The organism is Pseudomonas sp. MWU16-30317 (assembly GCF_020515695.1).
Taxonomy (GTDB): Bacteria; Pseudomonadota; Gammaproteobacteria; order Pseudomonadales; family Pseudomonadaceae; genus Aquipseudomonas.
The window spans coordinates 145,569-159,879 of sequence record NZ_JAIWJA010000005.1 but is presented as its reverse complement, the minus strand read 5'-3'; the positions used below and the strand labels follow the sequence as shown (position 1 = coordinate 159,879).

10 protein-coding genes and 1 pseudogene are annotated in these 14,311 nt (G+C 55.4%); 3 read left to right on the top strand and 8 right to left on the bottom strand.

The genetic code is table 11. From position 1 onward, the window contains the following. Positions 1-8 precede the first annotated feature (8 nt). Positions 9-266, bottom strand: coding sequence for a type B 50S ribosomal protein L31 (locus LIX93_RS16000; RefSeq protein ID WP_226505032.1), 258 nt, complete (start codon positions 264-266; stop codon positions 9-11). A 350-nt stretch (positions 267-616) separates the two neighbouring features. On the opposite strand from LIX93_RS16000, the pseudogene LIX93_RS15995 reads away from it, so the two are divergent. After that, positions 617-1,348, top strand: a pseudogene (locus LIX93_RS15995) (glutamate synthase-related protein); the annotation flags it as partial. A gap of 1,025 nt (positions 1,349-2,373) precedes the next feature. Here LIX93_RS15995 and LIX93_RS15990 read toward each other — a convergent pair. Further along, positions 2,374-3,651 (bottom strand): DUF4427 domain-containing protein, encoded by a 1,278-nt coding sequence (locus LIX93_RS15990; RefSeq protein WP_226505031.1) that lies wholly within the window; start codon positions 3,649-3,651, stop codon positions 2,374-2,376. 692 nt (positions 3,652-4,343) lie between these two features. Here LIX93_RS15990 and LIX93_RS15985 point away from each other — a divergent pair. Then, entirely contained in the window at positions 4,344-5,279 is a 936-nt protein-coding gene (locus LIX93_RS15985; protein ID WP_226505030.1) for a MurR/RpiR family transcriptional regulator, read from the top strand. Positions 5,280-5,307: 28 nt separating this feature from the next. Here the strand turns inward: LIX93_RS15985 and LIX93_RS15980 are convergent, their stop codons facing one another. From LIX93_RS15980 to LIX93_RS15955, 6 genes are all read right to left on the bottom strand, one after another. Continuing rightward, positions 5,308-6,612, bottom strand: a complete 1,305-nt coding sequence (locus tag LIX93_RS15980) for an OprD family outer membrane porin (protein ID WP_226505029.1) — start codon at positions 6,610-6,612, stop codon at positions 5,308-5,310. Positions 6,613-6,699: 87 nt separating this feature from the next. Continuing rightward, the gene (locus LIX93_RS15975) at positions 6,700-7,641 is read right to left on the bottom strand and encodes an alpha/beta hydrolase (RefSeq protein ID WP_226505028.1); all 942 of its coding nucleotides are present in this window, start codon (positions 7,639-7,641) and stop codon (positions 6,700-6,702) included. 104 nt (positions 7,642-7,745) lie between these two features. Next, a complete protein-coding gene (locus LIX93_RS29730; RefSeq protein WP_226505027.1) occupies positions 7,746-8,774 on the bottom strand; it encodes a PDR/VanB family oxidoreductase in 1,029 nt (342 codons plus the stop codon). A gap of 28 nt (positions 8,775-8,802) precedes the next feature. Then, a complete protein-coding gene (locus tag LIX93_RS15965) occupies positions 8,803-9,417 on the bottom strand; it encodes an aromatic-ring-hydroxylating dioxygenase subunit beta (RefSeq protein ID WP_226505026.1) in 615 nt (204 codons plus the stop codon). Beyond that, a complete protein-coding gene (locus LIX93_RS15960) occupies positions 9,414-10,718 on the bottom strand; it encodes an aromatic ring-hydroxylating dioxygenase subunit alpha (protein WP_226505025.1) in 1,305 nt (434 codons plus the stop codon). The genes LIX93_RS15965 and LIX93_RS15960 overlap by 4 nt, the downstream gene beginning before the upstream one ends. A gap of 36 nt (positions 10,719-10,754) precedes the next feature. After that, complete coding sequence (locus LIX93_RS15955; protein WP_226505024.1) at positions 10,755-12,251, bottom strand: glutamine synthetase family protein; 1,497 nt, start codon at positions 12,249-12,251, stop codon at positions 10,755-10,757. 759 nt (positions 12,252-13,010) lie between these two features. On the opposite strand from LIX93_RS15955, the gene LIX93_RS15950 reads away from it, so the two are divergent. Beyond that, a protein-coding gene (locus tag LIX93_RS15950) for an IS3 family transposase (RefSeq protein WP_226505023.1) occupies positions 13,011-14,230 on the top strand; the annotation gives its coding sequence in 2 pieces (ribosomal slippage) (positions 13,011-13,356 and positions 13,356-14,230; 1,221 coding nt in all). Positions 14,231-14,311 lie beyond the last annotated feature (81 nt).

Here is a 14,311-nt window from a genome sequence, read left to right as displayed (position 1 = left end):
ATCACTGCTCAAGCCTTGCTGCCAAAACCGGCGAAGCGCTTGTTGAAGCCGGCGATGCGGCCTTCGGCCTGGGTCTTGCGCTGTTGGCCGGTATACACCGGGTGGGAGGCGCTCGATACGTCCAAGGCCAGGTAAGGGTAAGTAACGCCGTCGGTATGGGCGTGGGTGCGATCGGTGTCGGCAGTCGAGCCGATCAAAAAGAACACGTCTGCGGCGGTGTCATGGAACAGCACTTGACGGTATTCGGGGTGGATTCCGGGTTTCATGTTCAATCTCCAGGCAGTGGAACAACTTGTTACATCATAACATAACACTCATGTTTTGTGAGATCGATTTTTCATAGCGCTGTGCCCAGGCGCTATATCAAAGAGTCGTCATTCATCATCAGCTATTCTCACCTCGCTATTCTTGAGCATTGCGAGATGGACTGTTGCGCCGCACGCGCTTGTTTGCGCCCCTGTGAGGAGAACAGAATGACCTGTAGCGAGGAGGCTTGCCTCCAAAAACGAGTCAGCGCCTTCTTTATTGCTGACTTACCCTGATCGGGGGCAACCCCCTCGGTACAGGAAGCGGGATCGGAACCACAACTCAAAGAAGAACCCTCCAAGGAAACCGTATGAGCCTTTCGTTGTTAAGTCGTTACGCTTTTTTTGCCGCATGCGTTCTGTTCAGCCTCGTCACCCTCCCGTTCGAACAGCATGAGTGGCTCTGGCCTTTCACCTTGCTCACCACCGTATTGAGCCTGATCGGCCTGTTCGACCTGCTTCAGACCCGCCACGCCGTGCGCCGCAACTATCCGATCCTGGGCAATATCCGTTACCTGGTCGAGACCATCCGCCCGGAAATTCGCCAGTACCTGCTGGAGTCCGACAGCGACGCCCTGCCCTTCTCCCGCGCACAGCGCTCGCTGGTCTATTCCCGCGCCAAGAACGAAACCGCAGACAAACCTTTCGGCACCCTGATCGATGTGTACCAGCCGGGCTTCGAGTTCATCAGCCACTCCATGCGCCCGGCCCCCTTGAGCGACCCAGCCAGTTTTCGGGTGAGCGTGGGCGGCCCGCAGTGCACTCAGCCCTATAGCGCCTCGATCTTCAATGTCTCGGCCATGAGTTTCGGTTCATTGAGCGCCAACGCCATTCGGGCTCTCAACAAAGGCGCCAAACTGGGCAACTTCGCCCACGACACCGGCGAAGGCAGCATCAGCCCTTACCACCGCGAACACGGCGGTGACCTGACCTGGGAGCTGGGCAGTGGGTATTTCGGCTGTCGCACCCGCGAGGGCCGCTTCGACCCCGAACGCTTCGCCCAGCAGGCCCTCGATCCGCAAGTGCGGATGATCGAAATCAAGACATCGCTAAACTTATATTGTCAATATGCTGACCTACTGCTATCGAATTTATTTTTCCCACCGAATCCCCGGAATGCAAGGCTTTTCCGACACACCTAAATGTTCAAATCTGGGTCAACACCTCTTCCTGCCTCGCCCGCCAACTGTTGATGTTCTCTAAGCTTCGCACCTGCGTCCCCCTCCTTTCCAATCGCTACCTTTTTTCCCTAATCCTACCTGCTCACCTCGCATAAAAAATCCGCTCAGCGACTCACCCAATTCAGCATCAACCCAAAAATCCAACATCCACCCAGCTCCAAGCCAGCATCAGATCAACCCAGCTCCACCACCTCATCGGCCAACCCTATACGGAATCATGCCCTATGCCGCTAAAGAAAACTTGCAATACTAATTAAGAATCAATGCTGAAACCGGCATTAGAAGCCTCGACCTAGAGGCCCGCAGGACGCCTCTTCCACGTAATGGACTATGTGATGAACATCATCGACATTAAGAAATCTGTCTATGCCCTCGTTCAAAGCGGGAACCTTTCCACTCAGATTCTGAACGAGCTGATGCCCAATGGCGTACCAACCCTCTAGAGTGCGAACTGTGGAATTACAAGGAAGCTTTTGAAGACGAAACCGGCCACTGATGACGAGCTGTCTTGTCCATAAATCAGTTGAAGCGAATAACCAGGCAGAACCTTCTAAGCGCTCCGTCTTTCATCTGACCTACTCCAACGACCGTAGGTGCGAAACACCCGCATTGACAGCTGCTTAACCCAATGGGTAGCGATCATTTCGGGCAATAGAGACGTTTTCATGGCTGCTCTCAAGGCATCGCGCGCTGCAAATGATGGCTGCAACGTCCAGCCAGCGGTTCCCTATTGGGCTATCAAGCGTACGTACCGTCGAGCAGCCTGAACTGGAAGATCGGTTACAAGGCCTGAGGCCTGTCAAAGAATATGGTTTCAAGTGTATAGGGCCTGCAATTGCGGGACGCCTCACGGTGCAGAGACCGCTCAAGTAGGCTTGATCCAACAGTCACTCATCCTCTTCCGCAAGCACATCGGTAACGAAATACCCACCGCCCCACCATCTGCCGCAGAAGGAGGGAATGTCATCCGGGGATTGCGAGTTCAGCACACTGAAATAACTGCTTCGGACGCCAAACCGCTCCCGCAGCTGCTCCGAAAACTCTGTGACCATTTCCTGCCGTTCACAGAGGTCACGCCCATAATCCAGCTCAACCAAGGATGCAAGGTAACGCCCCTTTTGGTTCGGCTTGACCCGGCCTGCCTTGATCAGGGCTCTGACGAAAGGGTGGGTGTTGTCCTCGAACCAGAGCCAGCATCCGCCCTGCTCCACCACAGGTTTTCTAGAAGTCGAGGCTTCCAGCATCATCAAGCGGGATGAAAAGTCGAGCTCTGAAACATCGGCAGCTAGCGCCGACACTGCCATGCACGATCTGAAATCCAGGCATGCCCGGGAGAACGCGGCTGCGCGCTCCTGCTCGTCAAGCCCATCTATGCTGGCCGGCAACTGGTCGCACACCAGGATGTGATCAAAATGCTTATCCGAAACCAGCCCCCGGTCGATCAAAGAAAGGATGTCGTACTGAAGCGCACGACCTACCTGCATATCGGGTACCACGACACCAATCCCCGACAACTCCTTCTGGAGCAGGTTAAGTCCAGGGATCGGATGCTTTTGCATCCCCTCCATTCCAATATCCTCCAAACCATCGATTCCGATTTCCTCCACGCAGCGGCCATAGTCTCCGGAGTAATACCACCGCCATTCTGAGCTGCCGCTGGAAGATTCAGCGCGATCAATTACAGCGCAGTTTGAGTCACCAGCGTTGATTGACCCAAAGTCGCTGAACAAATCAGGCAACCTGAGTTTTGCGCCGTCCGCCAGACCCGAATGCTCATCTGCACCTTCAATCAATAGAAGGATGCCGCCCTTCTGCGCCACCTCCGTTGGGAAAGTCAGCGCATACCAGGTGGCAGCTTCGTTTTCAGGGGGAATGCCGTCGCGAACAGCGATGAGGTCAGCCAGGACGAAGGGAGAGAAGCACACCGCCGGTTGCGCGCCCATGATCGTCCTCTCGCCGTTGCGTTTGCCATAGGTGGCCCAGAGGTGATGCAGACGCACGGCTATCCTGAGCAAAAAGGTGGCAGACCACTGATCATCGCCACTGTCACAGTTTATGGGGAAATCAGCAGGTATCAGTTCCGGGCGCGACGTGCTCGTCAGATCGACATCTCGAAAATAGTGGGCAATGCGAGGGGTCGGGCGCAAATCAAGCTTCTCAGACATACCAGGCATCTCCGTTATTCAAAGACACAGCCTCCCCTCCTTCCAAATTTTTTGCAGGGCTTATACATAACAAACTAACGTCGTTGAAACATAGACACTTGCAGCCAAGTATGCAAGCCCATACCGACACCACGACGAAGTACCGAATAACTAATATATTGACGAGATTCGAATTCGCAGCCCATTCATTTAACTACCAACATCCAAAAAAAACGCTCCACGAAACCACCAATATATTTATAACTCGATACTAAGGGGTGGCGGACATTTCCAATTTGACCCGCTTACTCAGCAGGCACATCCTAGGCCGCATGCAGCTCAAAGCAATTCAGACCCACAGCCGCCCTGCTGGCCAGCGACGCTGGTAAGGCATAACATTGGGCCTCGGCGTCACACGACGCTCGTATCCATTTCGAATGCACACTGGGGCGACTTCCCCCTGAGCCCCGCCACGAACCTCCCGCACGCCACTTTCGTCCTGCTTTTGGCCGCAAAAATCCACGGCACGGATGCAGGCATCAGGGCAGCCGCGAAGAATGTGGTCAAAAAGCTTCCTCGCAGCCAGCGCGACCTCATCTATCTCGTCATCGACAGTGAGCAATTACCTGCAGGACAATACTCTTCCGAGTCGTGTTGCTTAGGATATGATTTCTACTCAATCACTGGCCAAACACACCCTAGACGCGTGAGACTTGGATCTTATCCGCTGGTATGATTCCGTCTCTACTGTAAGCAAGCAAACCACAATGCCAGACATCTTGAACAATCCGCAAAGCACAGTTGCAGAACGCATACGGGCCACGCGCAATCGTCTCGCACCAGCCGAACTGGCAGTCGTCACCGCTCTCTTTGAAAACTACCCAACGGCTGGGCTTGGCCCGCTTTCTCAGCTAGCTGGTAGCGCCAGCGTCAGCTCCCCTACCGTTCTACGACTGATTACCAAGCTGGGTTTCAATGGCTACGCTGCATTCCAGGAGTCTTTGCGAGGAGAAGTCCAGGCAAAGATTTTTTCACCCGTAGATGTATACCCTAACGACGGTGCCAACGCGGGCGCGCTGAGTCTGGGCGAAGTGAAGCGCCTGTACATTGAAGGTATCCATTCAACCGTCAATAATCTCGATAGCACGGAGCTTGACGCCTCTATCCGCGCCCTTTCGGACAGTCAACGCAACCTAGTGGTCATGGGCGGGCGCTTCAGTTCGGTGTTGGCGACTCAATTGGTGGTCTACCTCAAGATGCTCCGCCCGAACGTCACCAGCGTGCAGCCCGAGTCCGGGCCACAGTTGGCGGCGTTGCTGGACATCGATGAGCACTCGACCGCAGTGGTGTTTGACTACCGGCGCTATCAGCAATCAAGCGTTGACTGGGGAAGGCAAGCCGTAGCGCGCGGTGCCCAGTTGATCCTGGTGACCGATCAGTACCTCTCACCGCTGGCGCAACACGCCGATATATTGCTGACTACCAGTGTCCAGGGATTAGGGCCATTCGACTCCATGGCGCATGGTTTCTCTCTGGTTGAACTGCTCATTTCACGCGTAGCAGCCCATATCGGCGAACCTGCGAAGCTGCGCCTCTCCGAATTTGAACGCCTGCAGTTGGAAGAAGAACAGCAGTACCACAGGCGCTAGGTTCGCCATCCATGGCATTCCCACAACATCAATACAGAGGCATCGTGTAGCTGACAATCAATCGGGTTTGATCGATATCTCGCTGGAAATTCGAGCGAGCAGTGCCATTGCGCAGCAACACAGCAAAGTTTTCTAATGCACTGCCTTTGGCAAAGGCGTAGGCAACATCGGTATCACGCTCGTATTCGTGGCGTTTACCTGCAGCAGGCATTGTTCCCAACTCCGCTTGAGTACCTTTGAGATAACGTGTCATGAGCGTTAGGCCTGGCAGCCCCAGTGCAGAAAAGTCATAGTCGTAGCGCAAAGACGCGACATGCTCGCCATTCTCGGCAAAGTTGTTGATCATGACTTCACCGGGTAGATATGTCCCGGCCCCGTTGATCACCGCTATGGCTGTATCACCTGTAAACACCGTGTAGCCAGCCGAGAACTTGTGCGTACCAACGGCGTAATTGATAATACCGGTATAGGCATTATTGTCGACTTTCCCGGCATAGCGGGCACCGGAATCTTCAGTGTTGAAGTAACGCGCTTCAGCTCCGAACTTGCCGCCTCCTATTTTAGTCGAGTACTTCAAACCCATGTACTGCTGGCGATAGAAGTCCTGCAGCTCACTGTAGTAGTACGTGCCCACCCAACTGGGCGAGAATGCATAGTCGGCGCCGCCGTAATAAAAACGATCGCTGTCTCCGGTCACGGCAAATCGGCCGTTGCGGTTGTCCACCGTCATTTTCTGGAAATCGGTGGAGTCACGCTGTTTTACCTGATTGATCTGACCGACGGTAACGGTCAAATTTTCGATGTCCCGCGAAACCACTTCCCCACCCAGAAACGTCTGAGGGAATAGCCGGGTCAGGTTCGCCTGCACGACTGGAAGGTTGGGAATCAATGTGCCCACTCGCACGTCCGTAGCCGCGTAGCGGGCCTTTGCGGTGAACCCGACCTTGGAATAATCGTCGTTGGCCTTCTTGACGTAGCCTGCACGCCCCCCCTCTGCTGCCTGGTTCACGGAGAGGATGCCGTTGCCGGTCTCATCGTCATTGGCGGCGATCTTTAACCCAAGCATGCCCATGACATCAAGGCCAAAGCCAACTGGCCCCTGGGTGAACCCTGATTTGATATTAAGCGTAAATCCCTGAGCCCACTCGACACGCTTGGACTGCTGGTGAGCCGCCGACGTGGTCTCGTCCTGAAAATCACTGTTCATGTAGTAATTGTTGGCCATCAAACTAGCATGGCTGTCTTTGAAGAAATCGGCGTATGCCGTAGTTCCGGTTAGTAGAGACAGGCAGCCGCCTGCCGCCTGCAAATAGGTGATGGGAAATGCGCGCATGAAACACCCCAGCGATTGGATCTGAATAGTTTGGAACGGTGAAGTTGCTTCACCGTTTTAAGGACTGACTTGCGACTGCACTCGCGTTTATTTCACCATCGACTTAGCTGTATCCAAAATCAGTTGGCGAACTTGCGAATTCCCGGAGTCGGTCGTGGTGAAATGATTGGCTGGGCACAGCATCTGGTAGCCAATTTTGTCACCCATACCCTGGCCTTTGGTAATGTAAGCGCTCATCGATGGCCAACGATCACTTTGTTCGGTGATGAAAAACTGCTGCACCCCCAGTGGCAATAACTGCGCCGGTGAAGCTTGGCTGTAACGTTCGGACATTTCCGTATTGGTACCGTTGCCGAGTAATTTGGGGATGATCACTTTGCCTCGCGGCAACCCTGCAAACGCTTCGATATCGGGCGTACCATCCAGAGATATGACGCCCTTGAGGGGCAGCGGATGCTCGCTGTAAAGCATTGCCCCGGGCTTGATCTTATGACGGCCTGCCAGCCACAGTGCATAGTGGCCGCCCGATGAGTGCCCTACAGCCAGAACCTCATCGATTTTGAGCGGATATTTCTCAGCTAGGACTTTTACGTAGTCCGCCGCCGCGCCCACTGAATTGAAGGAGCCTGGCCATTCCCCGCCACTGCCGATTCGACTGTACTCGATGTTCCAAGTGGCATAACCCGCTTCGGTGAGCATTTGAGCGATGGGTGCCATGTAGTCGGAATTGACCGACGACATCCACAATCCACCGTGAACTATGATCACTACCGGGAACGGCCCTTTGCCCGCAGGCAGCCGTAGGTCGCCATACTGATCCAAGTTCTTGCCATAATAAATCCGCTGTACGCCCGACATCATCTGCGGGCCCTTGATCTGCAATTGACGAAACAGTTGCACTTCGTCCTGCGGATCAGTTGGGGCCTGCGTTGCAAGGCAGGCCTCCAGGGCTGACGGCGAAGTGGCTGCAAAAGCCACTGAGTTAAAGACAGCCGAAACTGCCAGCGCTAACATGATTGGTTTACGCATTTACATCCCCACTACTTCAAATCCAAAAGGCGACTCGAACAGGGACATCCCGTCGAGATAAGCGGCAGCAGTAAAGTAGGTCAGCAGCTATTTTTATGTTAAGGCTATAGATCTAGGCGCAGCCGACGGGTGCAAGCACGACTCACACAAATCATCATCGACTTGTTGGCGTGCTTTTCGGCATAGGTAAGTACGCTATCACGGTGGTCAGGAATCCCTGAGAGCACTCGGGTCTCGCAGGTACCGCAGTAGCCATCCGAGCAAGAGAAAGAAAGACCCGTTCGCACTCCTCTCACCGCTTCGAGCACCGACTCACCTGCCGCAACCTTGATGATCAGCCCGTCGCGCGCCAACTCGATCTCAAACTCGCCCTGCGGGTCGCAGGGCTGCAGATCCTCATCCGGTGGAGGAGCTTCGGCCCGTTCCTGAACAGGCAGCATTTCGATCCGACCAAACCGCTCCATGTGCAGCGAGAAAGGAACTGTAGAATTCGCATGGGCGCTCTCAAGCTGATTAAGGAGTTCGTTCGGGCCGCAGCAATAAACGGCGGCATCCGCTGGGATATTCAGCAGCGCCGCCTTTAGATCCCAACGCGGGCTCTGATCGCGAGCCACCACATTCACGAGCCCCCGCACACCTACGCCCAAACACTGCAGCTCATCGAGAAACGCCATGCGTTGGCGCCGCTTGCCCAGGTAGTGCAGTTCCCAAGACGCCGATCCGGCCACAACCTTGCGCAGCATCGGCAGCAAGGGCGTAATGCCAATGCCTCCGGCAATGAAGACGTAATGATCAGCATCGACCATTTCGAACACATTGACCGGCGGGCTGACCTTGAGATGCTTACCGGCGAGTTGTCGCTCGTGGATTTCCAAGGAGCCACCTCGCCCTAGATCCTCACGCTGTACGGCAATCTGGTACTCGCAACGTTCAGCAGGATCGCCACACAACGAGTAGGCGCGAACCGCCCCGCTGGCCAAGGTCAAGCTGATGTGCGCCCCCGCACTCCAGCCTGGTAAGGCAAGGCCATCGGCGCTCACCAGCGTTAGGCCCAATACGCCATCGGCCAGGCTGGTGACATTTCGCACCAGCAACTGAAGGTGTTTTGGCTCGGTTTGGGTTGTCGAAACCACGATACGTCTATCCCCCCGTCGAAGTGGCTTAAAGCAGAAAAGTCAGGTTGTGATGAGCGCGCTCGGCATCAACCAGACAGACCAGCTTGCGATCAATCTTCAACACACCGTCTTGCTCGATAAACACATGCCCCATCCATCCTGAGAACACCTGTGTGTCATGGCCTGGGCGGCGCTCATGGACGATGAACTGTGAGCGGATCTTGGTCTCGCCCGCTACTTCGGTTGGTATACGAACGAAATTCGTACTGACATGACTGGTCGCCGACACAGGCAATTGCGAATAGGCAACGCCCGTACGCAGCCAGACGATTCGATCCCCCATACGACGCCGGTCATCGAAAGCGATCGTGACATTAGTTTGCGCATCGCTGCGCGCACTGTCCGGCAGATGATTGGCAGCGGGTACCCAATAGAGGCATTCACGGCTATAAAGCTGGTACCACTGCTCAAACTGACGACGGTCAAGCAGCCAGTTCTCCTGCACAATCAACGCTTCGAATTGCTGCCGTTCCCGCTCATCGAGCAGTTTGCCCTGACCTTCCCATTCGTCCATATCTTGGCGAAGGCGGGAGTAATAAGCGTTATCGATATAGGTTGAATCCAGGCAGTCCTTGAGGATGTCATCGAGGCAGTAGTTCATGGACGCACCTCCCCTTTGCTTTCGCGTTGCATGAGCTTTTTCCATTCGCGCCAGAACGCACGAATCGGCAGCTCGTCACTGACAGGGCCTGTAAGGTTGCCTTGCGCATCGAGTCGCTCCCTACCGGAGTCAAGATGGCGGCTGGTGACAATCCATTCCATTTCTGGGATATCGAGGCCAATCTGGCACTCCTCGAAATTGGCCAGGTCATCGGGCTCGCCGAATGATGGGAAATCTTCCTGCAGGCGCATGCGCAGCGAGTTGACCTCGGCGGGCAAATCGTCAGCGTGGAGAGAGGTGGCATACCAAGTCATCCCGCACTCAGACTCGCTGATAGGTTCGATCACCTGGATCTGGTTGCCGATGATTAACAGATTCGGAAAGATATTCAGGTTCATTCCCGAACCTACGACCATGTCTAAAGCGCGTACGGCCTTCTCATCACCAAGGCGAGACCGTAGTTGCTGCTCGAAAGCATGCTCCCCGGGCATAGGTGCGGCTTGTGACCAGTACTCGGTGATCTCGGCGCGTTGGTCTAGGAATGTATGGCCGTTGCCCAAATCTGCCACGGTCTGCTGCCCGTCATCGACGTTGCCAAGCACCCACTGCATGTCCACACCTGCGCCGTATCGATCTTTGCGCATGCGCAAGAGCGAGGCATGGGAGAAGCCTGGGTGGTAGCCGTCAGCTGAGTTGTCGTAGATCAGTTTCCAGTTACCCTTACAAGTCAGCTTGTGGCCGCCATGCTGTAGACGCAACTCGGCGCCCGGCCAGCGATCTAGCCATTCATCCAGTCTCACCGCCGCATGGCCAAGGTGTGTCACCAGATCTGGCAAATCCTGGTTGAACGTACCGAATATGAAACCTCGATAGCTCTGAACTCGCAATTTACCGAGGCCAAGCTCAGACTTGTCGAAGTCTGGCCCGTAGGCGTCTGGCATCGGAACCCCGACTAGAGCGCCGGTGTTTTCAAAGCTCCAGTTGTGATACGGGCAGGTGAAGCGCCGGGCGTTACCTTTTTCGTGGCGGCATACCGTAGCGCCCCGGTGAGAGCAACGATTGAGCATCGCATGGACATTGCCCTCACGATCGCGGGTAACAATGATCGGCCGCAGACCTAGCTTCTTGCGCACGTAATCATTGGGCTCGGGGATCTCGCTTTCGTGGGCAAGATAAGTCCAGGTACCGCCAAAGACCTTGGCCATTTCGGTGGCAAAGATCGTGGGGTCGACATACAGCGTGCGGTGGACGCGTCGTTCCTGAACTAGTTCGTCTAGGCGGTGATAAATCAAATCGGACATCATCAGTTTACTCAGGGCTGCGATATTGTTGAGGGATCAGTAACGCGTGAAATATTCGCGGTGTTCCCAGTCGGTCACTTGGTCAGGTTCTTCGGCCCAATTCGGATGCGCAGCGAGGAACCGGCGGATTTCGCAACGCTTGATGCCCAGCAGCCAGTCGACGTACGTGTTACCGAATGTCTCGCGGAAAAATGCGCTGCCATCTAGGGTGTTGACCGCTTCCATCAGGTTTTTGGGCAGCAAGGGGCGGTTGACCGCCTCATAGGGACTGGTTTCCAACGGCCCTGGGGACAGACGGCGGCGTAACCCATCAACACCTGCAGCAATCTGGCAGCCGATGTACAGATAAGGGTTGGCGGCAGGTTCACCGACACGATTTTCAACGTGGGAAGTGCGGTCGCCTGGCCCCCCTTGCACGCGAATCATCGCGGCACGGTTGTCGTGACCCCAAGTGGCACGATCGGGTGCCAACGAGTTCGGCTTGCGGCGCTTGTAGCCATTGATTGTGGGCGTAGTAAAGACTGAGGCCGCCACTGCGTGAGTTAACAACCCGCCCACAAAATTCATTGCTGGCTCCGACAGCAGACTGCTTGTGCCACTCATATTGGCGAACGCGTTGTTGCCTTGGGCATCGTTCATGCTCTGATGCAGGTGCCAGCCGCTCGCGCAGAAATTGGCCAACCCTGGACGCGCCATGAAGGTCGCATGCAGCCCCATTCGCGCACAGACTTGCTTGACCATGGAGCGAAACAGCACCATCGAATCGGCCGCTTCCAGTCCAGATTGCACATCAAAGGTAAATTCAAGCTGCCCTGGGCCCATCTCGTCTTCCATAGTGCGCAGCGGCAGGCCCAGCGCCATGCAGTGCTGCGACAGGGTCTCCAACAGTTCATGAATCATGTCCTGCTGTTCTTCCGACTGATAGGCATAGCCCCGAGCAATCGCTTCGACCACAGGCGGCTCAGGTGGAATACCCAGGTTGCCAAGGTCTTCAGGTGCGAGCTTTTGCTCGACGATTCGGGTCACATAGAACTCGACCTCTAGCCCGGCGACATAGTCATAACCTTCAGCGCGCAAGTCGGCCTCAGCTTTCTTCAGCAGGTGTCGGGCATCGAAAGGCACTGGCGTGCCGTCGTTGAAATACATATCGCCCAGTATCCAACCGGTGCCTTTGGCCCAAGGTAATTCCCGAAAGGTCAGCGGATCGGGTACCAGGATCAGATCGGGAAAGCCGGCCATCATTGAATTGCCAACGCCACCGTCTTCGGTGAACGGGTTGTAGGCAATTGCTTCGGCGGAATCGAAATTGAATTGGGCGGACGTGAAATCCAGGCCATTTTTCATAGCCGACTTGAAGATGTTCGGCAGAAGCGTCTTGCTGCGCAATTTACCCTGCGGATCGGCCACGCTGGCGCGAACGGTTCGCAGGCCCGAGCCAGGGAAATCCTTGAGAATCTTATCTGCAGCGGCTTGTTGCTCAGCGTTCCACAGCCCGTGTCGGGAAATGAAACCAGCCAAGTTTGAATTGGACATAGGTGACCCTCTAGCTCGTAAAGATGCTGTTTGGAGGGGCAGTAGATAGGGGTGAGATGCGAAGCACGGTACCCAAAGCGTCTAGCAAAATCATGGCCCATGACGGGCTCTGCTCATCGGGTCGCTCGGTAGATGGCGACGAGCTGATGTTACGAAAATTACCTTTTGAGGGTCAATAGGTAATTTACGTTACAGGTCTATTTTCATGCCCTCCTCTAAGCAGAGTTCGCCGTAACCAACCTAAGGATTCGAGCGTGGCGGCAGCTACGGATCCAAGCCTGGTCAGGTGAATAGAGGATCAAATCTGACGCCAGCATTCATACATGAGGACTTCTGAAGGATCGTCGTAATCCTCGCGATCAGCGAGCCTAGGCAGGCCATCCATGGCCGCAGCAAAAAATGTGCTCAAAAAGCTTCCTCGCGGCCACCGCGACATCGTCTTCTCGATCATGAAAGCAGGAAGCCAATCTCAATGGTCAGGCAGATTGCGCTGCACTGACAGGTGATCCACCAGGCGGGCCTTTACGACGGGGGACGCAGGGCGCAATGCCGTTCAGCATCCGCAGGGGAAGATTACCTACGATCTGACCATCGAATTAAACGGCTGGCGACGGGTTGATTGCGTTCGCACTGATCGCTGAATTACACTTGACCTGCCTAGCTAGCGTCCGAGTTGAGACGTTCGCTCATGAACGAGCCCCATGAAAGACAGGACACCGTTCCCCCCTTAAGATAAGGGATAGGCAAACGGGTATGTATATGACTAACAGCAACGATAAGGGTGGAGAGCTGCTCGGCCAGGAACGCCGACGCCGTTGGAGCACCGACCAGAAGCTGGCCATGGTTCGCGAGAGCCTCGAACCCGGACAAAGTGTATCCGTGGTGGCCCGGCGCAACGGTATCAACGCCAACCAGTTGTTCCTGTGGCGCAAGCTGTACCAGGACGGAAGCCTGTCGGCGGTCAGTGCCGGCGAAGCAGTGGTACCGGCGTCGGAACTGAGCGATGCGCTCAAGCAGATCCGCGAATTGCAGAGGATGCTGGGCAAGAAGACCATGGAAGCCGAAGTCCTCAAAGAGGCCGTGGAGATCGCCCGGTCGCGAAAATGGATTGCGCACTCACCCTTGTTGCCGGGGGACGACCAGTGAAACTGGTCAGCGAATGTCTCGGTGTGTCGCGCTCGCAATTAACGGCTCGGATCAAGCAATTGGTATCGCCCAAAGTACGGCAACGTCGGCTCGTGAACGATACGGAGTTGGTCGCCGAGATTAAGCAGCAAGTCAGCGAGTTGCCAAGTTATGGCTACCGTCGGGTTTGGGGGTTGCTGCGCCGCGAGCGTGAAGTCCGGTTACTGGCCCCGATCAATGTAAAACGGGTCTACCGCGTCATGCGCGATCACAATCTGTTACTGGAACGACGCATCAAGCAGCCTGGCGTGCAGCGCCGGCATGAAGGCCGAATTGCCGTTACTACCAGCGATACACGCTGGTGCTCGGACGGCTTCGAGTTTCGCTGCGACGACGGTGCAAAGTTGAGCGTGACTTTTGCCCTGGACTGCTGTGACCGCGAAGCCATCAGCTGGGTCGCCAGCCCGACGGGCTACAGCGGTGACGACATCCGAGACTTGATGTTGGAAAGCGTGGAGAAGCGATTTGGCGATCAACTACCGAGCACGCCTGTGCAATGGTTGAGCGATAACGGTTCGGCCTATATCGCCGAACAGACGCGTCTGTTTGCCCGTCAGATCGGCTTGCAGCCGGTGACCACACCAGTACGCAGCCCGCAAAGCAACGGCATGGCAGAGAGCTTCGTGAAGAAGATCAAGCGAGATTACGTGGCGCACATGCCCAAGCCGGATCGAGAAACGGCGCTTCGCAATCTGACGATTGCCTTCGAGCATTACAACGAGCAGCATCCGCACAGCGCTTTGAAATATCGATCGCCGAGGGAGTTTAGGCGCTTGGCAGCAGCATCAATTTAACGGGGAGTTGGTGTCCGGTTTTGTAGGGGCAAGTCCACTTGGTACGCTTTCGGCCCATCAGATAGCTCCTAGATCAACAAA

Excerpts from the sequence above, each read along its gene's own strand:
- LIX93_RS15975 (WP_226505028.1), bottom strand. The coding sequence starts at position 7,641 with ATGCGTAAACCAATCATGTTAGCGCTGGCAGTTTCGGCTGTCTTTAAC.
- LIX93_RS15990 (WP_226505031.1), bottom strand. The coding sequence starts at position 3,651 with ATGTCTGAGAAGCTTGATTTGCGCCCGACCCCTCGCATTGCCCACTAT.
- LIX93_RS15980 (WP_226505029.1), bottom strand. The coding sequence starts at position 6,612 with ATGCGCGCATTTCCCATCACCTATTTGCAGGCGGCAGGCGGCTGCCTG.
- LIX93_RS15965 (WP_226505026.1), bottom strand. The coding sequence starts at position 9,417 with ATGAACTACTGCCTCGATGACATCCTCAAGGACTGCCTGGATTCAACC.
- LIX93_RS15955 (WP_226505024.1), bottom strand. The coding sequence starts at position 12,251 with ATGTCCAATTCAAACTTGGCTGGTTTCATTTCCCGACACGGGCTGTGG.
- LIX93_RS15960 (WP_226505025.1), bottom strand. The coding sequence starts at position 10,718 with ATGTCCGATTTGATTTATCACCGCCTAGACGAACTAGTTCAGGAACGA.
- LIX93_RS16000 (WP_226505032.1), bottom strand. The coding sequence starts at position 266 with ATGAAACCCGGAATCCACCCCGAATACCGTCAAGTGCTGTTCCATGAC.